The sequence below is a fragment of the Flavobacteriales bacterium genome (assembly GCA_016716605.1).
Classification (GTDB): Bacteria; Bacteroidota; Bacteroidia; order Flavobacteriales_F; family PHOS-HE28; genus PHOS-HE28.
In genome coordinates this window covers 3,612,768-3,627,661 of the sequence record JADJWA010000001.1, presented here as the reverse complement: position 1 = coordinate 3,627,661, position 14,894 = coordinate 3,612,768, and the positions used below count along the sequence as shown (strand labels likewise).

Genomic DNA, 14,894 nt, shown 5'->3' with positions numbered 1-14,894 from the left:
GCTGAAGCATCCCTGTCGCCAAGGACCTACCGGAAGATGTCCGTCCGGAACTCCCCGTCGCTGCCCACCTGCCCGCGGTACATGCCCGTGCAGTTGAAGTCGAGCACGATGTTGCCGCTGCGGTCCACCGCGATGAGGCCGCCGTCGCCATCCAAGGGAGGCAGTTTCTCATGCACCACCACGCGCACGGCCTCCTGCAAGGAGAGGCCCTTGTAGGCCATGAGCGCATGCACATCGTGCGCGGCCACCGCGCGGATGAAGCTCTCGCCATGGCCGGTGCAGCTCACCGCGCAGGTGGCATCGTTGGCGTAGGTGCCAGCGCCGATGATGGGGCTATCGCCGATGCGCTGCCACTTCTTGTTGGTCATGCCGCCAGTGCTGGTGGCGGCGGCGAGGTGGCCGCGGGCATCGAGCGCCACGGCGCCTACGGTGCCGAATTTCTTCTCCTTGTCGCTGTGATCGAGCTGGTACGCATCGGTGCCCTGGGTCTCCTTCCATTGGTCGTACCGGAACTGGTCGAAGAAGTAGAGGTCGTCCTCCAGCTCGATCTTCTGCTTGTGCGCGAACTCGAAGGCGCCCATGCCGCTGATGAGCACGTGGCTGCTCCTTTCCATCACGCGACGGGCAAGGGTGATCGGGTTCTTCACGTTCTGCACCCCGGCGACGGCGCCCGCGCGCAGGTCGCTGCCGTTCATGAGGCTGGCATCCATCTCATGCTGGCCATCGGCGTTGAAGACCGATCCTTTGCCGGCGTTGAAGTGCGGCGAATCCTCGAGGGCGCGCACGGCGGCCTCCACGGCATCGAGCGCATCGCCGCCATCCAGCAGGATCGCATGGCCGCGCTTCAAGGCGAGTTCCAGCGCATCGTGATAGGCCTTCTCCCGCTCGGGCGTCATCAGTTCCCGGGCGATGGTGCCGGCGCCTCCGTGCACGGCCAGGGCGATCTTGCTCATGGTACTTTGTATGATTCAGATTCGCGGTGAAAGTAGGGGACCGCCAATCCCACGGCAGTGCCGACCAGCGCGCCTACGAACACATCGGTGAGGAAATGCTTGCCGGCCCGCATGCGCAGATAGCCCATGCAGAGGGGCGCAGCCAAAGCTCCAGCCCAGACCGCGCCTTTCATCCCTGGCGATGCATCGGAGCGCTGCACGAGCGCGGCCATACTGAATCCAACGGCGGCGGTGTTGGCTGCATGGCCGCTCCAGAAGCTCACGAAATCCTCACGTGGGTGATGCATGGCGTCCGGCACGTCCGGGTTGAAGCGATAGGGCCGGGGCCGGCGCACCAGTTCCTTGGCGATGCTCGTGAGCCCGGAGGTGAGCAGGAAGCTCTCAGCCGTGATGGCGGCTGCGTCGAAGGGGCGATCGCTGCCTTGCAGCACGAAACCACCTGCGAAGGAAGCTGTGACCGCACCAAGGAATAGCACGTTGCTGGCGCGGTGCGCCCCCGGTTGCCATTGCTGTGTGCTCCATCGGTCGATCGCAGGCACGCGCTCCATGTTGATCCCTGGGGCAGGCTTCGGTGAATTCATGTGGCGCAGCAGCAGGCCGATGCCGTTCACGCCCAGGCCAGCGCCTGCGAATGCCAGCTCGCGCCCCAGCTGCAGGCCGTGAGCGGTCTGAGCGGTTGAGGCGAGCGGGACCACGGAAAAGAGCAAGGCCCGGAAGAATCTCCCGGGCCTTGGTCGCGATGCAAGCGGCACCGTCTCGCGATCAGAAGGTGATGAGCACGCCGTCGGCGAGGAACATCAGGTTGTTCTCCGGCTCCGTGATCTTCTCGATCTCCTCCTTGCTCTTGCCAGCGTCCTCGGCGTAGTGGCGCAGGGTGGCCACATCAACCACTTCCTTGGTGGCATAGCCCTGAAGCACGGCGCGCTTGCCCTCGAGTCCCTTGGTGGGCACGAAAAAGCCGTAGTCCTTGAAGCGCACCATCATGTCCTGTCCGTCGGGGAGCTGCACCGTCATCCAGCAGCCTTTCTTGGTGCAGCTGGTGATGATGTCGCATTCGACCTTGGCTGCCAGTGAATCGGTGTTCGCCATCTGCTGCACGAGGTAGGCGATGTGCATGGCGCCATCAGGTGTGATGGCTGCGCCATAGCTCTTCACATTGTCCTGCGCGGTGGCGGGAACGGTGGCGGTGTTGCAGGCCAGCAAGATGGCGGCTGCGGCAACGGCGGAGTGGATGTTCTTCATGGTTGAGCGTTGGGCTTGCCCGCCTGAGCGGGGCGACGAAGATCGGCGTTCGGACTGAGTGTCCGGCATGACGAAGCGCAGGTTGCGTATTTTGGTCTGAAGGAGAGTATGCCACTGCATCTACATTGCGGCCAATGCGAACCAAGCTCCACCACCTCTTGATCGCCGGGGCGTTTCCGCTCATCGCTTCGGCCCAAGGCCCCACCATCCCCGTCACCGACAACCTCGTGGCCGAAGGCATACCTCCATTGCCCGCGAGCCTCATCAGCGAGGTGCGGGCGTACACCGAAGGACGCGGCGCTGGCCTCGCAGCGTGGCACCCTGTGCGCAAGGAGATGCTCATCAGCACGCGCTTCGGCAACACCAGCCAGCTGCACCAGGTGAGGTTCCCCGGCGGCGCGCGCATGCAGATCACCTTCTACGAGGATGCCGTGGGCGGCGCCAACTACGAGCCCAACGAGGGACGCTATTTCCTCTTCAACAAGGATGCGGGCGGCAACGAGTTCAGCCAGCTCTACCGCATGGATGCCGATGGCAAGGCTACGCTGCTCACCGATGGCAAGCGATCGCAGAATGGGAGAGGGGCGTGGAGCCGCGATGGCAAGCGCATCGCCTACAGCAGCACCATGCGCAATGGCAAGGACCGCGACATCCGCGTGATGGATCCCCTGGACCCGGCGACCGACCGCGTGGTGGCCGAGAACAGCGGCGGTGGCTGGGGCATCAGCGATTGGAGCATCGATGACAAGCAATTGCTGATCGGCGAAGGCATCTCGGTGAATGAGAGCCGCATCTATGTGCTCGACATTGCCACCGGGGTGAAGACGCGTTTGCTTCCGTTGAAGGACGAGCGCACCACCTACCGCGCAATCGCCTGGAATGCGGAGGGCACGGGCATCTTCCTCACCAGCAACAAGGACAGCGAGTTCAATCGCCTCTGCATCTACGATCTGAGGACGCGCAAGCTCAAGGCGATCACGGAGAGCATCCCGTGGGATGTTGGAGGCGTGGAACTCGCGCACGATCGCTCGCGCATGGCTTTCACCACCAATGAGGACGGCCTCTCGAAGCTCTACCTCCTTGACACGCGCACGCTCGCCTACGAGGAAGTGCCGGGCATGCCCGTGGGCCTCATCGGCGGCCTGAGCTTCACGAAGGATGGCCGCGCGCTCGGCCTGACGCTCACCACGCACGCCAGCACCAGCGATGTCTTCGAGCTGGATCTGGCCAGCGGGAAGCTGCTGCGCTGGACCGAGAGCGAGCTCGGCGGCATGGATGTGAGCGGCCTGCGCGCACCTGAGCTGGTGAAGTGGCCTTCATTCGACAAGCGCACGATCAGCGGCTACCTCTACCGGCCACACGCGAGGTTCACCGGCAAGCGGCCCGTGATCATCAACATCCATGGAGGGCCGGAGGGGCAATCGCGGCCGGGCTTCCAAGGGCGCAATAATTACTACCTGAATGAACTGGGCGTGGCCATCATCTACCCCAATGTGCGCGGCAGCAGCGGCTACGGCAAGACCTTCCTTGACCTGGATAATGGCTACAAACGCGAAGAGAGCGTGAAGGACATCGGCGCGCTGCTCGATTGGATCGCAACGCAACCGGATCTCGATGCCGACCGCGTGATGGTGACCGGTGGCAGCTACGGCGGCTACATGACATTGGCCGTTAGCGTCCACTACGCCGATCGCATCCGCTGCGCGCTCGATGTGGTGGGCATCAGCAACTTCAACACCTTCCTGAAGAACACAGAGGATTATCGCCGCGACCTGCGCCGTGTGGAATACGGTGATGAGCGCGATCCGAAGATGGCCGCCTTCCTCGAGGGCATCTCACCGCTCAACCGCGCCGAGAAGATCACCAAGCCGCTCTTCATCGTGCAGGGCGGCAATGACCCGCGCGTGCCCGCCAGCGAAGCGGTGCAGATGAAGGAACGCATCAAGGAGAAAGGCGGCACCGTCTGGTTCCTCATGGCCAACGACGAGGGGCACGGCTTCCGCAAGAAGGGCAACAGCGATTTCCAGTTCTATGCGACGATTGCCTTCGTCCGCGAGCACTTGCTGAAGTGAGGTCGGATGGAGCCGGTGGCTTTGTCGATGGCGTTCGTCCTGCTGCTTGGCGGCGGCATCGGCTGCATCCCCTTGGCGCTGCTCTTCGTTGATTATCGAAGGCGCGGCGAGATCCATAAGCCCTTCCTCTATATCGCTGCCTTCGGTCTCACGTTCACGGTGCTACTGCCCTTCATGCTGAAGAGCCTGGGCATCTGGATAGCGCTGGCTGCACCGATCGCTCTTTTCGTCCTGGTGCTTGTCGCGCGAAGACGGACATGGCCCTGATGCGATTGCACATGAACGGACTGATCAAGCAAGGTCTTTTGGTCCTCTCCATCCTTTGCGGTGCGCACAGAGCCATTGGTTCGGCAGAAGCGGGGGAGCGGGAGGTGCTGGTCGAGGTGCAGTCTTTCGGCAACAACCCCGGCAACCTGCGCATGTTCATGCGTGCGCCCCAGGGGGCTGGATCGCTCGAGGGCAAGCGGCCCATGGTGATGGTGCTGCACGGCTGCGGCCAGGATGCCGAGTCGATCCTCAAGCTCAGCGGCTGGGGCGCCATCGCCGATAGCGTGGGCGCCTACCTCGTCTTCGCGCAGCAGAGGCGCAGCAACAGCCCGATGCGCTGCTTCAACTGGTTCCGTGAAGGCGATGCCTTGCCCGGCATGGGCGAAGTGTTCTCGCTTGCGCAGATGATCGAGCACGCGTTCGCGCGTTATCCGGTCGATCCCTCAGGCGTGAGTGCGTACGGTGTGTCTGCGGGCGCGGCCATGGCGGTGGCGCTGGCGGCCTGCCATCCGAGGCTGCTGCAGCAGGCCGCGATCGTGGCGGGGGCGCCATATGGGGGAGTCGCGAAGGGCGATGCGGAGCGCAGGCCGGTGGTGCATCCCGAAGCGCTCACGCCGATGCAATGGGCTGAGCGTGTGCGCCAGGTGGCGCTCGATCCGGTTGTACGTTACCCGAGGATCGTGGTGGTTCATGGGGTTCGTGACCACGTGGCCGATTTCGAGCTGGCGCGCGCGCTCGTGGCCCAATGGACATCTGTTGCAGGAGCCGACAGCGTCCCTGAGTCCAAGGAGCGGGTCGATGCGCGTGCCACTGTGGTGCGCATGAGCTTCCGCGATTCAACCGGTGCAGAACCCGTGGTGCTCTACCGCATCGAGGAATTGGGCCATCGCTTGGCGCAGGATGATCAGGGAAGAGGCGGCTGGACCGGCAAGGATGTCGGCTTCAACAGCACACGGGCGATCGCGCGGGAGTTCGGGCTGGTGCGCTAGAGCACAGCGCTCGAATCACCCTTGCCTTTGCGAACCACCAAGGGCTCTCCTTGGCTGAGGTCGATCACCGTGCTCGGCTCCAATCCGCATGGACCCGCATCGAGCACCATGCCCAACTGATGCCCGAAGAGCTCTTCGATCCGCCACGCCTCGGAGGTGTGGTCCAGCAGGGTGTCCGGGTCGTGCACGCTGGTGGCGGCGAGCGCATGCCCCAATTCCTTCACCAACGCTTGCGGCACGGCATGGTCGGGCACACGGATGCCGATGGTCCTGCGGTTGTTCTTGAACAGTTTCGGGATGGCCGCGCTGGCAGGCAGGATGAAGGTGAATGGTCCGGGCAGCGCGCGCTTCACGATGCGGTATGCAGCGGTATCCGTCACCCGCGCATAGTCGCTGAGGTGGCTCAGGCTCTCGCAGATCAATGAGAGTTCCGCTTTGCCGCGCTTGCCGCCCTTCAATCGCGCCAGCTCTTCCACGGCACGCGCGCTCTCCGCACTGCATACGAAGGCATGCACCGTGTCCGTGGGGCACACGATCACTTCGCCGGCGCGCAGCGCATCAGCCGCCGCCTTGATCTTGCGCGGCTCTGGATGCGTGGGGTGGATGTCGATCAGCACGGCAGCGCTCAGGCCTTCACCGCTGCGGCCTTGCGGTGGTCCGCGAGGAATTTCTCCAGGCCGATGGTGGTGAGCGGATGGTCGAACAGCGCGGTGATCGCGCTCAGCGGGCAGGTGGCCACATCAGCGCCCACCTCCGCGCATTGGACGATGTGCATCGGGTGGCGGATGCTTGCCGCGAGCACCTCGGTGCGGTAGCCGTAGTTGTCGTAGATCAAACGGATCTGCTCGATGAGCGCAACGCCGTCGGTGCTCACATCGTCGAGGCGGCCGATGAATGGCGATACGAAAGTGGCGCCCGCTTTGGCGGCGAGCAGGGCCTGCCCGGCGGAGAACACCAGCGTGCAGTTCGTCTTGATGCCTTTACCGCTGAAGTGCTTCAGCGCCTTCACGCCATCGCGGATCATGGGCACCTTCACCACGATGTTGGGGTGCAGCGCGGCCAGCGCTTCGCCCTCGCGCACGATGCCTGCGAGGTCGGTGCTGATCACTTCGGCGCTCACCGGGCCGTCAACGATATCGCAGATGTCGATGTAATGCTGCCGGACGCGCTCTTCACCGCTGACGCCCTCCTTGGCCATGAGCGACGGGTTGGTCGTCACGCCGTCGAGCACGCCGAGGTCCTGGGCTTCCTTGATCTGCGCGAGGCTCGCGGTGTCGATGAAGAATTTCATGCTTGGATCGCCGCAGCCATTGGTGCGTTGGCGCGGCGGCGAAGGTATTCAGCGGTTGGCGGTTGGGCAGTGGGGGGGTATTCTGTTGAAGGTCGGGTCCAAGGATCGCTCAATGGTCCAGCACGCCGATCTTCAGTTGGTATAGCACCAGCGGGTCGGAGCCATCCTCCAATCCGTACCAGCGGAGGTAGCGGTGCGACCAACCAGGGCACCCGGTGGCCAATCGTTCCAAGCTCACCACACTGTCCATATTCCTGCTCTCGGGAGCCAGCACCAGGTGGATCGAATTCGATTTCGCAGGGACGACCTTTTCGGTGATGGTCTCGGTGCTTCCCGCTGACAGGTAGAAAGGCGGTATCCATTGCCGCCAATCACCGAGCAGGTCGATGTGGACCTGTTCAGCGCCGAATCGCTCGTGGATCTCCTTCGCGAGGGCGATGCGTCCGTTGCCTGCGGGAGTGAGGGCCGCCACGACCAGCGCGAGCAGGTTGATCGCCGCGAAAGGGAACAGCAGCCGCAGCCACAGATCGCGCTTCATCGTCACCGGCCATCGGATGCATAGGGCATCCCAAGCTGCTGCCAGGAGCCAGGGCATCAAGGGCGCAAGAGGAACGAGGAAGCGCGGCTCTTTGATGGGCAGCACGGAGTGCGCGACCAGGAAGGGGAGCAGCAGCCAGACGAGGATATGCTTCGGCTTCAGCAGAACGAGGGTCGTCAGCGCTCCGAACAAGAGCAGGGCGATAGGAGGCGTGGCGTACTTCACGACGAAGAGCACGTGCTGGTACCAGGGCAATGCGGTGAAGCGGGAGGCCTCCTCACCGGAGATCGCGGCGAGCGCATAATTCCAAAGCGAGAACGTGAGGGTGCCGTATGCCGCTGCATCAATGCCGGCGCCAACGGTCAAGGCTGCCGCGCCGCCGCCGATCATCCGCAGCAGCCGCGATCGGGATTCCTGCTTCACGAAAAGCAGCCAGAGCATTGCGGCCGCCGGCAGCAAAGCCACTGCAGGCCTGCAGATCACGGCGGCCCCCCACCAAGCACCGATGGCCCATGGATTACGCGGCTTCTCCCCCAGGACCAGCGTGAGCCCACGTGCGAAGAGCAAGGCGCTCCACGCCTCTCCGGAGAAGCGGATCAGCAGTACCGGCACGAACCAGAGGAACCAGCTGAGCGCGTCCAAGGCCTGGTGGCTTTCGGTGCGCAACCGCGCTTTGAAGGCACCCACGAGGCCATGCATCACCCAGAGCGCGATCAAGGCGGTGATCAGCCGCAGCAGTAAGGTGAGGATGAAGGGATCGCTGATGCCGATCGCTTCGCAGGCTGAGAAAGCCCCGGCGGCGATCACCGGGAGCAGCGTGCCCCGCCACCCGCGCTGATAGTCGATCGGCATGGCATCGGCCTCTACGTTGCCGCGCAGGTGCTCAGCGATCAGGATCACATGTTGGAACTCGTCCTCGGAGGAATGCCCCACGCCGAACCATGCGCAGGTGAGGAAGGCCAATGAAGCGAAGAGGATGTTCCAGCGGTGCGCCATGGTGAGCGGTGGCCGCTAAGATGGTGCGGTTGGCTCAAGTCCGTTCGGCCACCTGCATCCGACTCGCCAAGGAGCTCGGTGCAATGAGGCTGTGCGATCCGCAAGCATTCATACCGTTCGCATAGGTCGCTGGGAGCTCCGGTGCTGATTCACTCAGTGGGCGGCGGGAGCCCCGGCTCGATCCGCCCGCCCATTGATCAGCATCACGGTCCAGGTCACATTCACCACATGGTCCGCGAATGCGGCATCGCCCCGGACGAAGGTGCCGGTCTCCGTGCTTCGCTCCATATCGGGCACGCTCTGCACGCGCTCACGCACCACAGCGAACGGTACGCTCACATTCAGGTCGTGACGGCCTCGCATCCAATCGAGGCCCGGTTCGAGGGATAGCACATACCCCGGCCTGCGGAAGCCTTTGCTGCCGCCCACCAGATCCTTGGCGGGTATCCCTTCGATCCGGCCTCCGCAGAATGCGTTGAGGCCTTTGGATGGCACAACGGTATAGTTGAGTCCGGCGCGCGCCATGTACTGATCGGGGACGCTGCACACCATTTCATTCGCTCGGCTCCGGTAGGTCAATGTGCCATTGGTCTCCATCGGGTTCAACAGATAGAAGGCATTCACGTAGCCGTAGAGTTGTCCGGCGAGCTTCGCGAAACCCTGCATCTCCAGCGTGAAGCCCAGCCCACCATCACCGAGCTGAATGCTCTGGTCCACGGGCTGTAACTGGCCCCATGGATTGGATGCTGTGTTCGGCACGGTGTCCGTGCCTTCGCTGTAGAAGAAGTCCATCGCCCTGAAATCTCCGGTGGGCAGCTTCACGCCGGCGCTCACCATCACATTGCCCTTCCTCGTGCTGTCCGGATGCCAGAGCCAGCGGTTGTACTGCACGCGTATATCGCCGATGCCGACCGACCGCGTGCTCTGGCGGGAGCGTCCGCCGTGCTCATACAGGGAGGAGCGGGTGTTGTAGGCCCAGGGAAGCACGAAGGTGATTCCCTGCCGCTTATCCGTGTTGTAGGTGAATGCGGCATTCAGCTGGTTGGTCCAATTGAACACCTGGGTCTTAAGCTCATTGCGGTGGACGTGCTCATCCTGGCCGTTGAAGTGGCGATGCGATTCGAAGTACCTGTAGCTCGTGCTCAGCTGCCAGCCCTTTCCGACCAGATTGCTGTTCGTGAAGCTGTTCGGATTGCACGAGGTGAAGCTGCGGATGGCCACGCAGCCTTGTGCATGGAGCCATGCGGGGAAGATGGGCGCCAGAAGTGCGAGAAGGCGCAGTCGGTTCAGCATGGGCAGTGGTTTGTTGAGCGAAGGCTGAGAAGGACAGGACATCCCGTATTCAGCACCAGCCAACCGCTCGCGTCCGGATTACACAAGGTTAGGCAAGGATCCGTTCCAATCCAAGGCCCCGATCGATGAATTCAGGCGCGTTCCATCCCTTCCCGGAGCGCGTCCATGAATTTCTCCGTGGTGAGGTAATGGTCGGCGCTCACCTTCTCTCCATGTATGCACGCTGCAAGGTCCTTGGTCATCTTGCCGCTCTCCACCGCGCGGATGCACACGCTCTCCAGCTTCGTGCAGAAGTCGATGAGCGCTTGATTGCCATCAATCTTGCCGCGGAAGGCCAGGCCGCGCGTCCACGCGAAGATGCTCGCGATGGGGTTGGTGCTGGTGGGCTTGCCTTGCTGGTGCATGCGGTAGTGGCGCGTCACGGTGCCGTGCGCGGCTTCCGCTTCCATCGTCTTGCCATCGGGGGTGATGAGCACGCTGGTCATCAGGCCTAATGAGCCGAAGCCTTGCGCCACGGTGTCGCTCTGCACATCGCCGTCGTAGTTCTTGCAGGCCCACACGTAGCCTCCGCTCCACTTCATGGCGCTGGCAACCATGTCGTCGATCAAACGGTGCTCGTAAACGATGCCGGCTTCTTTGAAGGCGGCCTTGAAATCCTTCTGGTAGACCTCCTCGAAGATGTCCTTGAAGCGGCCATCGTACTTCTTCAGGATGGTGTTCTTGGTGCTCAGGTAGAGCGGCCACTTCTTCGCCAATGCGAGGTTGAAGCAACTGCGAGCGAAGCCCTCGATGCTCTCGTCGGTGTTGTACATGCTCAGGGCCACGCCGTTGCCCTCGAAGTCGTACACGTTCCAGGTCTGCGCTTCGCCGCCATCATCAGGGGTGAAGGTCATGGTGAGCTTGCCCTTGCCCTTGATCACGGCATCCGTCGCACGGTACTGATCGCCGAAGGCGTGACGGCCGATCACGATGGGCTGTGTCCAGCCCGGTACCAGCCGCGGTATGTTGCTGATCACGATCGGCTCGCGGAAGACCGTGCCGCCAAGGATGTTGCGGATAGTGCCGTTGGGGCTTTTCCACATCTGCTTCAGCCCGAACTCCGCAACACGCGCTTCATCGGGCGTGATCGTCGCGCATTTGATCCCCACGCTGTGCTTCAGGATGGCCTTGGCGCTCTCGACGGTCACCTTGTCGTCGGTCCTGTCGCGGCTCTCCATGCCCAGGTCGTAGTACTCGATCGGCACATCCACGTATGGAAGGATCAGTTGCTCCTTGATCCACTTCCAGATGATGCGGGTCATTTCATCGCCATCGAGCTCGACTACGGGGTTAGCTACTTTGATCTTCGACATATCCTATGGAACGGTTGGGGGGGCGGTTGAACGAAAGGCAGGTTGGGGGTTGGCTGCGCTGTGTTTCGGCGGCGAATGTACCCGCGCAAATTGAAGAAGATGTACGCGAGCAGGTAGTGCGCTTCAACCCTCGACCCTCAACCGCCTCAACATTCAACATCCAACCAGCGCTCACACCTCACTCATTCCCTTTCGAAGATCCTCAACGGTCTTCTCTGGCAGCTTGTTGAGGTCGAGCACCATGAGTCCGTCGAGGGCGTCGTTGAATTTGGGGTCTCGGTTGAAGCCGATGATGCGCGCATTGAGGAGCAGGTACTTCTTCAGCAACACGGGCATCGCGGTCTCGTGCGGGTCGATCTCCGCGATCAGGCGATCCATCTTCTTCAGGTCTGCCTTGCTGGCTTCCACCAAGGCCTCGCTGTCGGCCTTATCGGGCTTGATGCGGAAGCGGTGGCGCGGATGCACGTGCTGGGCCAGCTCATGGTCGTAGTGGTTGAGCCGCACGAATTCCATGATGAGCGTGCGCGAGAACCGGCTATAGGTGCCGCTGATGCTCACCGGGCCGATGAGAAAGTGCTGGTCGGGGTTGGCGATCAGGTGCAGCAGCAATCCTCTCCAGAGCATGAAGAGCGGGAGCCGCTGGCGCTGGTATTCGGGTGAGATGAAGGAGCGGCCGAGCTCGAAGCTGCGCCTGAGCACGCGCTCCATGGGCCGGCCCATGCGGAAGAGGGTGCTGGTATAGAAGCCGCGTTTGCCGTAGCGCGCCATGATCTTGCGGCCGTCGCCGATGCGGTAGGCGCCGACAAGCTGTTGCTTCTCGCGGTCCCAGAGGAATAGGTGCTCGTAGTATAGGTCGAACTCATCGAGGTCGATGGACTTATTGGTGCCTTCACCGACGGCCCGGAAAGTGAGTTCGCGCAAACGGCCGATCTCGCGAAGGATTCCGGGGATGCGATGGCTCGACGCGAGGTAGAGGTCGAACTCAGCTTGATGGTTGATGCGCAGATCCCCGATCGAGGCGATCTCACGGAGCAGCGCGTCATGGTCAACGGCTTCCACCACATCCTTGGGCTTCGCAGGGAAGCGCAGGGGGGCGAAGAGCTCGCGCTTCACTTGCAAGCCGCTGCCCAGGGCGTAGGTCTTCGCCCTGAGATAGCGGGCCAGGTGCTCGGCGTTGCCGAAGGCGGCAAGGTCCTTCGGGGCGATGGCTTTGCCGATGCGCATGCGCACGGTGCGGCCGCGCATCCGGAGCATTTCGTTCGGGAGCACCAAGGTGCGCAGGTTGGGGTGGATCATGCCCAGCATCTGGAACACGAGGCTGTTGGCCCCATCGAACCAAACGGGCACCACTGGCACCTCAGCGCGCTGAAGGATCTTGATCGCCGGGGTCTTCCAGCGGGGATCGGCAACGGCCCGCAATTCGGTGCGCCAGCTGCTCACCTCGCCCGCCGGGAACACCCCGAGCGCATGGCCCTCGGTGACATGGGCCAACGCTTGCCGCATGCCTTGGAAGCTGCTCTGGGAGCTGATCCCCTCCAGCGGATTCACCCCGATGAAGCGGTCGCGCAAAGGCTCGAGCTGCCGAAGCAGGAAATTCGCCATCACCTTCAGGTCCGGGCGCTTTCGGCCCAGCACCTTAACCATGGCCAGCCCGTCAATGGCGCCGTAGGGGTGATTGGCTACGAATACCAATCCGCCGCTTTCCGGAACATGATCGAGATCCTCTGCCGGTATCTCCACCTCGAGGTTCAGCTCCCGGAACACGGCTTCCGTGAACTCGATGTCGCTGAGATGCGCGATGTTGGAATAGACACGCTCTAATCGCTTCAGCCCGCTCACCTCGGTGAGCAGCGCGATTCGTGGATCGCCTTCGCGCATATGGCTCGCCTTAGCCAGTTCGGCAGGCGCAACGATCCGCTTCATCGCGAGCGAAAGTACCCTTGGGCCTCATCCTCGCAGGTCCTGTTGATAAGATGAGAGGGATTGAGGGGCGAGCAGGTCATCTACGGTCATGACCCGAAACCAGGCAAGCAGGCCTTAACCAACGTTAACCCGCGTTCATTGATATGATTGAGCCCTTGGTCGAACGAGATTGAAGGTCCATCGACTTGATTGGCGCGTTGTGGGAAGTTGGCAGCCCGCGCGCATTGCAGAGCGGCATGCCCGGATAGTTTTGCCGGCGACCATGCTGAACCTGCGAATGATTGCACTGTCCTGGGCCCTTGTTGGGGGCTTCTGGGTGCATGGGCAGGTTACCGACACCGTCAGCTTCGGCGGGCCGGATGGAATTGACATCTTCGATGAGCTGGCACCGGAGGAGGGTCCGGAGCATGCCCGATTGGAGATCAACCGAGCCGCGAATGCACTGGGCATCCTGTGCGATGTGAGCGATTCCCTGGCCATGATCCCCGGTTATGACCTCTATTGCCATTGGAATACCGAGACCATCTTCGATCGCGAGAATGCGCCGGCGGTTCATGATACCCTTTGCCTGGACCTGAGCGTCACCGGCGATGATTTCGCCATGCCATGCCCGGGCCATCTCACCTCGCCCTTCGGACCGCGCCGCGGGCGCATGCACTATGGCCTCGATCTGAAGCTGCAGACCGGTGATCCCGTGGTCTGCGCGTTCCCGGGGGTGGTGCGCATCTCCAAGTACAACAAGTCATACGGGCATGTGGTGGTGGTTCGGCACCACAACGGCCTGGAGACGCTCTATGCGCATCTCAGCAAGCGCTTTGTTGAGCCCGGACGGATCGTTGAGGCTGGTGATACGCTCGGCAAGGGCGGCAATACCGGCAGGAGCTATGGCAGCCATTTGCATTTTGAGGTGCGCTTCCTCGACCAGCCCATCGATCCATCGCTCATCGTCGATGTGGGGAACGGCATGCTGAAGGCCAAGACCTTCGACATCCACAAGGGCACCTTCGCCACCATGGCGGCGGCCAAGGCGCAAGTAGGCGCGCGCAAGTATCATGTGGTGCGCAGCGGCGATACCCTTTCCGCCATTGCCAGGCGCTACGGCACCAGCGTTAGCGCCCTGTGCAGGATCAATGGCATCAGCCAGCGATCCCTGCTTCGCTTGGGCCAGCGCGTGCGCTACAATTGAAGCGGGGCGGCGTTGCCGTCCTCGTGCCTGCGCTTGAGCTTCGAGATCTGCTCGACGAAATCCTGATTCCGTTCCGGGGAGAGCAGGAATTCCACTCCATTCTTCGCCCGTAGGAGGATCAGGTCGTGCCGCGAGCTCTCCATGCGATCAATGAACAGCCTGCCCAATCCGAAGGTGAACGAGCGTAAACCGATGTCGATGGTGCAGTAACGCAGGAAGCGTTGCTGAGCCGCCCGAGGGCTGGGAAGCCCGTCGCGGTTCTTCTTCACCACCTTGCGCTGCACATAATGCCGCCCCACCACGCGCTCCATCATGCTCGCGTCAATGATGTCAGCAGCAAGGACCCGGTCCTGGAAGCGGCCTCGCTCGAGTTCCAAGGCTTGCTCTGTGATCCGGTAGGTTGCCGGCCGCTTCCGATCACGGATGAACGCTATGATCAGCGCTGAGGCGACCGCAGCGGCCGTTCCGCCGATGAGCTTGATATGGCCCGTTGAGAACCCTATGCCAGCGGCTCCCGAGAGCATGAATGGCGCGGCCATGGCCACCACCTTCACGTTGTGCCACTCCAGCCGGGTCTTGTAAACCTTGTCAGTCATGCCTGCCGAACATGCCGCCGATAACACGAAGAGCGGCCCTCACAGCCGCTCTTGGTACCGGAGAAGGGACTCGAACCCTTACAACCTTACGGTCACACGCCCCTGAAACGTGCGCGTCTACCAATTCCGCCACTCCGGTGAGTGCCCCTTAACTCAGGGGGCGCAAATATAGGCGCGCATTCCAGCCGTGGTAGTT

Annotated in this window: 14 protein-coding genes and 1 tRNA gene; 4 read left to right on the top strand and 11 right to left on the bottom strand. The window is 62.5% G+C overall.

Annotated features, from left to right (window positions below):
* Positions 1–26 precede the first annotated feature (26 nt).
* The 3 genes from IPM12_14765 to IPM12_14755 are packed head-to-tail and all read right to left on the bottom strand — an operon-like array spanning position 27 to position 2,195.
* Positions 27–953: an isoaspartyl peptidase/L-asparaginase gene (locus IPM12_14765; GenBank protein MBK9149065.1), complete on the bottom strand. Its 927-nt coding sequence runs from the start codon at positions 951–953 to the stop codon at positions 27–29.
* Positions 950–1,660 (bottom strand): phosphatase PAP2 family protein, encoded by a 711-nt coding sequence (locus IPM12_14760; GenBank protein MBK9149064.1) that lies wholly within the window; start codon positions 1,658–1,660, stop codon positions 950–952. The genes IPM12_14765 and IPM12_14760 overlap by 4 nt, the downstream gene beginning before the upstream one ends.
* Before the next feature lie 55 nt (positions 1,661–1,715).
* The gene (locus IPM12_14755; GenBank protein MBK9149063.1) at positions 1,716–2,195 is read right to left on the bottom strand and encodes a DUF4920 domain-containing protein; all 480 of its coding nucleotides are present in this window, start codon (positions 2,193–2,195) and stop codon (positions 1,716–1,718) included.
* A gap of 134 nt (positions 2,196–2,329) precedes the next feature.
* Here IPM12_14755 and IPM12_14750 point away from each other — a divergent pair, with 134 nt between their 5' ends.
* The 3 genes from IPM12_14750 to IPM12_14740 are packed head-to-tail and all read left to right on the top strand — an operon-like array spanning position 2,330 to position 5,523.
* Positions 2,330–4,267 (top strand): S9 family peptidase, encoded by a 1,938-nt coding sequence (locus IPM12_14750; protein MBK9149062.1) that lies wholly within the window; start codon positions 2,330–2,332, stop codon positions 4,265–4,267.
* A gap of 27 nt (positions 4,268–4,294) precedes the next feature.
* Positions 4,295–4,534, top strand: a complete 240-nt coding sequence (locus tag IPM12_14745; protein ID MBK9149061.1) for a hypothetical protein — start codon at positions 4,295–4,297, stop codon at positions 4,532–4,534.
* On the top strand, positions 4,534–5,523 hold the full coding sequence (locus tag IPM12_14740) for a PHB depolymerase family esterase (GenBank protein ID MBK9149060.1): 990 nt from the start codon (positions 4,534–4,536) through the stop codon (positions 5,521–5,523). The genes IPM12_14745 and IPM12_14740 overlap by 1 nt, the downstream gene beginning before the upstream one ends.
* Here the strand turns inward: IPM12_14740 and IPM12_14735 are convergent.
* The 6 genes from IPM12_14735 to IPM12_14710 all read right to left on the bottom strand — a co-directional run bounded on the left by IPM12_14735 (position 5,520) and on the right by IPM12_14710 (position 12,916).
* Positions 5,520–6,140, bottom strand: a complete 621-nt coding sequence (locus IPM12_14735; GenBank protein MBK9149059.1) for a threonylcarbamoyl-AMP synthase — start codon at positions 6,138–6,140, stop codon at positions 5,520–5,522. The genes IPM12_14740 and IPM12_14735 overlap by 4 nt on opposite strands.
* Before the next feature lie 8 nt (positions 6,141–6,148).
* Entirely contained in the window at positions 6,149–6,814 is a 666-nt protein-coding gene (gene fsa, locus IPM12_14730; GenBank protein ID MBK9149058.1) for a fructose-6-phosphate aldolase, read from the bottom strand.
* A gap of 109 nt (positions 6,815–6,923) precedes the next feature.
* Positions 6,924–8,348, bottom strand: a complete 1,425-nt coding sequence (locus tag IPM12_14725) for a hypothetical protein (GenBank protein ID MBK9149057.1) — start codon at positions 8,346–8,348, stop codon at positions 6,924–6,926.
* Positions 8,349–8,501: 153 nt separating this feature from the next.
* Complete coding sequence (locus IPM12_14720) at positions 8,502–9,641, bottom strand: hypothetical protein (GenBank protein ID MBK9149056.1); 1,140 nt, start codon at positions 9,639–9,641, stop codon at positions 8,502–8,504.
* A gap of 131 nt (positions 9,642–9,772) precedes the next feature.
* Entirely contained in the window at positions 9,773–10,993 is a 1,221-nt protein-coding gene (locus IPM12_14715; GenBank protein MBK9149055.1) for an isocitrate dehydrogenase (NADP(+)), read from the bottom strand.
* A gap of 171 nt (positions 10,994–11,164) precedes the next feature.
* Positions 11,165–12,916 carry a lysophospholipid acyltransferase family protein gene (locus tag IPM12_14710; GenBank protein ID MBK9149054.1) on the bottom strand — a complete coding sequence of 584 codons (1,752 nt, stop codon included), beginning with the start codon at positions 12,914–12,916 and terminating at the stop codon, positions 11,165–11,167.
* Positions 12,917–13,178: 262 nt separating this feature from the next.
* Here IPM12_14710 and IPM12_14705 point away from each other — a divergent pair, with 262 nt between their 5' ends.
* Positions 13,179–14,102 (top strand): peptidoglycan DD-metalloendopeptidase family protein, encoded by a 924-nt coding sequence (locus IPM12_14705; protein MBK9149053.1) that lies wholly within the window; start codon positions 13,179–13,181, stop codon positions 14,100–14,102.
* Here IPM12_14705 and IPM12_14700 read toward each other — a convergent pair.
* Positions 14,093–14,698, bottom strand: a complete 606-nt coding sequence (locus IPM12_14700) for a hypothetical protein (protein MBK9149052.1) — start codon at positions 14,696–14,698, stop codon at positions 14,093–14,095. The two genes, IPM12_14705 and IPM12_14700, sit on opposite strands and share 10 nt — an antisense overlap.
* Before the next feature lie 52 nt (positions 14,699–14,750).
* Positions 14,751–14,837 (bottom strand) — tRNA-Leu (locus IPM12_14695).
* Positions 14,838–14,894 lie beyond the last annotated feature (57 nt).

Excerpts from the sequence above, each read along its gene's own strand:
- IPM12_14765 (MBK9149065.1), bottom strand. The coding sequence starts at position 953 with ATGAGCAAGATCGCCCTGGCCGTGCACGGAGGCGCCGGCACCATCGCC.
- IPM12_14755 (MBK9149063.1), bottom strand. The coding sequence starts at position 2,195 with ATGAAGAACATCCACTCCGCCGTTGCCGCAGCCGCCATCTTGCTGGCC.
- IPM12_14750 (MBK9149062.1), top strand. The coding sequence starts at position 2,330 with ATGCGAACCAAGCTCCACCACCTCTTGATCGCCGGGGCGTTTCCGCTC.
- IPM12_14745 (MBK9149061.1), top strand. The coding sequence starts at position 4,295 with ATGGCGTTCGTCCTGCTGCTTGGCGGCGGCATCGGCTGCATCCCCTTG.
- IPM12_14740 (MBK9149060.1), top strand. The coding sequence starts at position 4,534 with ATGCGATTGCACATGAACGGACTGATCAAGCAAGGTCTTTTGGTCCTC.
- fsa (MBK9149058.1), bottom strand. The coding sequence starts at position 6,814 with ATGAAATTCTTCATCGACACCGCGAGCCTCGCGCAGATCAAGGAAGCC.
- IPM12_14725 (MBK9149057.1), bottom strand. The coding sequence starts at position 8,348 with ATGGCGCACCGCTGGAACATCCTCTTCGCTTCATTGGCCTTCCTCACC.
- IPM12_14720 (MBK9149056.1), bottom strand. The coding sequence starts at position 9,641 with ATGCTGAACCGACTGCGCCTTCTCGCACTTCTGGCGCCCATCTTCCCC.
- IPM12_14715 (MBK9149055.1), bottom strand. The coding sequence starts at position 10,993 with ATGTCGAAGATCAAAGTAGCTAACCCCGTAGTCGAGCTCGATGGCGAT.
- IPM12_14710 (MBK9149054.1), bottom strand. The coding sequence starts at position 12,916 with ATGAAGCGGATCGTTGCGCCTGCCGAACTGGCTAAGGCGAGCCATATG.
- IPM12_14705 (MBK9149053.1), top strand. The coding sequence starts at position 13,179 with ATGCTGAACCTGCGAATGATTGCACTGTCCTGGGCCCTTGTTGGGGGC.
- IPM12_14700 (MBK9149052.1), bottom strand. The coding sequence starts at position 14,698 with ATGACTGACAAGGTTTACAAGACCCGGCTGGAGTGGCACAACGTGAAG.